We start from the raw sequence: 2,906 nt of genomic DNA on the forward strand, positions 1-2,906 counted from the left end.
TCGGCGGCCAGCCGGTCCAGGGCGGCGCCGGTGGACAGGTCCGCGGAGAGCAGGTCGGCGGTCATGTTCCAGGCCACGTGGTAGCGCTCGTACCCGAGGTTCTCGGCGAGGCACGCGGCGGCGGTGTAGCGCACGTCGATGCCGGGCCAGGCGTAGCACGGCGGGTTCCCGGCGAAGTGGGCCTGCCCGGCGCCCTGCTCGCGCAGCCACTCCTCGGCCGAGCGCACCAGCCGCCGCCCCAGCCCGCGGCCCTGCTCGTCCGGGTGCACGGCGAGCAGGTCAAGGTGCCCGACGGCGGGGTCGCGCGAGGAGACGGACGCCATGACGACTCCGCCGCCCTCCGTCAGCACGGTCCAGCGGCGCTCGGCGGGAGGGCGGGCCAGCCGCCGCACCAGCGCGCCCGCCTCGGCGGCGTCCAGCGTCAGCGCCGCCCGCGCCACCTCCACGGCACGTTCGAGGGACGGACCGCGGTCGGCATGGGGCACCTGCACGGCACGTTCGAGGGACGGGCCGGGGTCGGCATGGGGCACCCGGCTCACACCCCGCTCATCGGGCGGGCGATGACGCTGCGCCGCTCCGGGTGGAAGCAGGCGTGCTCCTGCGGGACGCCCCGCGTCGCCCCGAGCGCGGGCAGCTCGCTCTCGCACCGGCCGGAGCGGAACGGGCAGCGGCGCGCGAACAGGCACCCGGTGTCCGGTTGCGACTCGTCCAGCGACTCGAGCGGCATCACCGGCTGCTCGGCGGGCCGCTCCAGCCCGTGCAGCACCGGGATGGCCGACAGCAGCGACTGCGTGTACGGGTGCACCGGGTCGGCGATGACCGTGTCGACGGGGCCGCGCTCGACCACCTGGCCCCGGTAGATGACGTACAGCTCGCCGTCGTCGCCGATGTAGCGGGCGGTGGCCACGTCGTGGGTGATGAACAGCACGCTCACGCCCAGCCGCTCGCGCAGGTCCTTCAGCAGCGCCAGGATGCCCAGCCGGAGCGACACGTCGATCATCGAGACCGCCTCGTCGGCGACGAGCATCTCGGGGTCCACGGTGAGCGCCCGCGCGATGACGACCCGCTGCCGCATGCCGCCCGAGAGCTGGTGCGGGTAGCGCGACAGCACCGTCCCCGGGTCGAGCCCCACCAGCGACAGCACCTCGGCCGCCCGCTCGTCCATCCACTGCCGCGACCGCCCGGTCTGCTTGGCCCGCAGCGCCAGCGGCGCCTGCAGGGTCTGGTGGACCGTGCGGGTCGGGTTCAGGGCCGAGTAGGGGTCCTGGTGGATCAGCTGGATCTTGCGGAAGTGCGGCTGGCGCTGCTTGGGCGTGAGCGGCGACATCGACGTGCCGTCGATGTCGATCTCGCCCTCGTCGTACGTCTCCAGCCCGGCGATGATCCGGCCGAGCGTGGTCTTGCCGCAGCCCGACTCCCCGATGAACGAGGCCGCCCCGCCCCTGGCGATGGCGAAGTCGACGCCGCGCAGCGCCCGCACCTCCCGGCCGCCGAGCACGTTGCCCCGCTGCCTGAAGGTCTTGGTGATGCCGTTCCCCGTGATCACGCGTGCTCCCTCACCTTCACCGCGTGGCAGGCCACGATCCTCGCCCCGTGCTCGGCGGCGGCCGGGTCGTCGGTGTCGCAGACGTCCATCCGCAGCGCGCAGCGCTCCCTGAACACGCAGCCCTCCTTCGGCACGGTGGCCAGCGTCGGCGGGCGGCCGGGCAGCGCCCGCGCCTCGTCGATGTCGCCGGTCAGGCGGGGGATGGCCGTGATCAGGCCCCTGGTGTAGGGGTGACTCGGCGCGCCCAGCACCTCACGGGTGGGGCCCTGCTCGACCAGCCGCCCGCCGTACATGACCGCGAGCCGGTCGGCCACCTCGGCGACCACGCCGATGTCGTGCGTGATGACCAGCGTGGTCAGCCCGCGCTCGGCGTGCACCTCGCGGACGATCCTGAGGATGTTCGCCTGCGTGATCATGTCGAGCGCGGTGGTGGGCTCGTCGAGGACGACGAGGTGCGCGTTGAGCACCAGCGCCAGCATGATGCCGACCCGCTGCCGCATGCCGCCCGACAGCTCGTGCTGGTGCGAGTCGAGCACCCTGGCCCCGTCGAGGCCCATCCGGCCGAGCAGCTCCCTCGCCTCCCGGACCAGGCCGCGCAGGTCGTCCACGCCGTGCGAGCGGCCCAGATCGAGCAGTTGCTTGCCGACCGTCTTGAGCGGGTTGAGTGAGTTCTGGGCCGCCTGGAACACGTAACCGATGTGCGCGCCCCTGGCCTTGCGCAGCCGTTCGCCCTCGAACCGGGCCACGTCGCCGAGCCCGTCGATCTCGACGCTGCCGGCGGCGATGCGGCCCGGCGGCTGCACCGCGTTCAGCAGCGACAGGGCCAGCGTGGACTTGCCGGATCCGGACTCGCCGACGATGCCGGTGATCGAGCCCGGCTCCAGGGTCAGGCTGACGTCGCGCACGGCCGGCAGTTCGCCCGCGGGTGTCCGGTAGACGACGGTCAGGCCGTCGACGCGCACGCCCGGCGCCTGCGCCGTTGCTGGATGGGCCACTGTTACTCCTCGCGCAGCCGGGGGTTGAAGATCTCGTCCATGGCGTCGACCACGAGCACGATGCCGAGCGTGAGCAGCAGGATCGCCAGCAGCGGCGCCAGCATGTACGGCAGCGCGGCTGTGGTGGTCATCGCGCCGCCGCCGAACACGGCCAGGTTGAGCATGACGCCCCAGTTGTCGGCCTCGTACGGCAGCACGCCCAGGAAGAACAGGCCGACCTGCGCGTAGACGGCCCCGGTGACCGCGATGAGCATGTTCATCGCGACGTAGGGGGCCATGCTCGGCAGCAGTTCCTTGGCCACGATGTGGGTGGTCGACAGGCCCAGCCCGCGGGCCGCCTCGATGAAGCCGCGCTCGCGCAGCGA

Annotated in this window: 4 protein-coding genes; all 4 read right to left on the reverse strand. The window is 73.1% G+C overall.

Annotated elements, in window-relative coordinates; translation table 11 throughout:
* Positions 1–539: GNAT family N-acetyltransferase (locus DAT37_RS43675; RefSeq protein WP_198654739.1), on the reverse strand; the 539-nt coding region annotated here is incomplete at its 3' end.
* Positions 536–1,546 (reverse strand): ABC transporter ATP-binding protein, encoded by a 1,011-nt coding sequence (locus tag DAT37_RS43680; protein ID WP_109530866.1) that lies wholly within the window; start codon positions 1,544–1,546, stop codon positions 536–538. The genes DAT37_RS43675 and DAT37_RS43680, both read right to left, overlap by 4 nt.
* On the reverse strand, positions 1,543–2,541 hold the full coding sequence (locus DAT37_RS43685) for an ABC transporter ATP-binding protein (RefSeq protein ID WP_198654740.1): 999 nt from the start codon (positions 2,539–2,541) through the stop codon (positions 1,543–1,545). The genes DAT37_RS43680 and DAT37_RS43685 overlap by 4 nt, the downstream gene beginning before the upstream one ends.
* Positions 2,542–2,543: 2 nt before the next feature.
* Positions 2,544–2,906 (reverse strand): ABC transporter permease subunit (locus tag DAT37_RS43690; RefSeq protein WP_157979016.1); only part of this gene is annotated, 363 nt, incomplete at its 5' end.

The organism is Nocardia aurea (assembly GCF_003123685.1).
GTDB lineage: Bacteria > Actinomycetota > Actinomycetes > Mycobacteriales > Mycobacteriaceae > Nocardia > Nocardia aurea.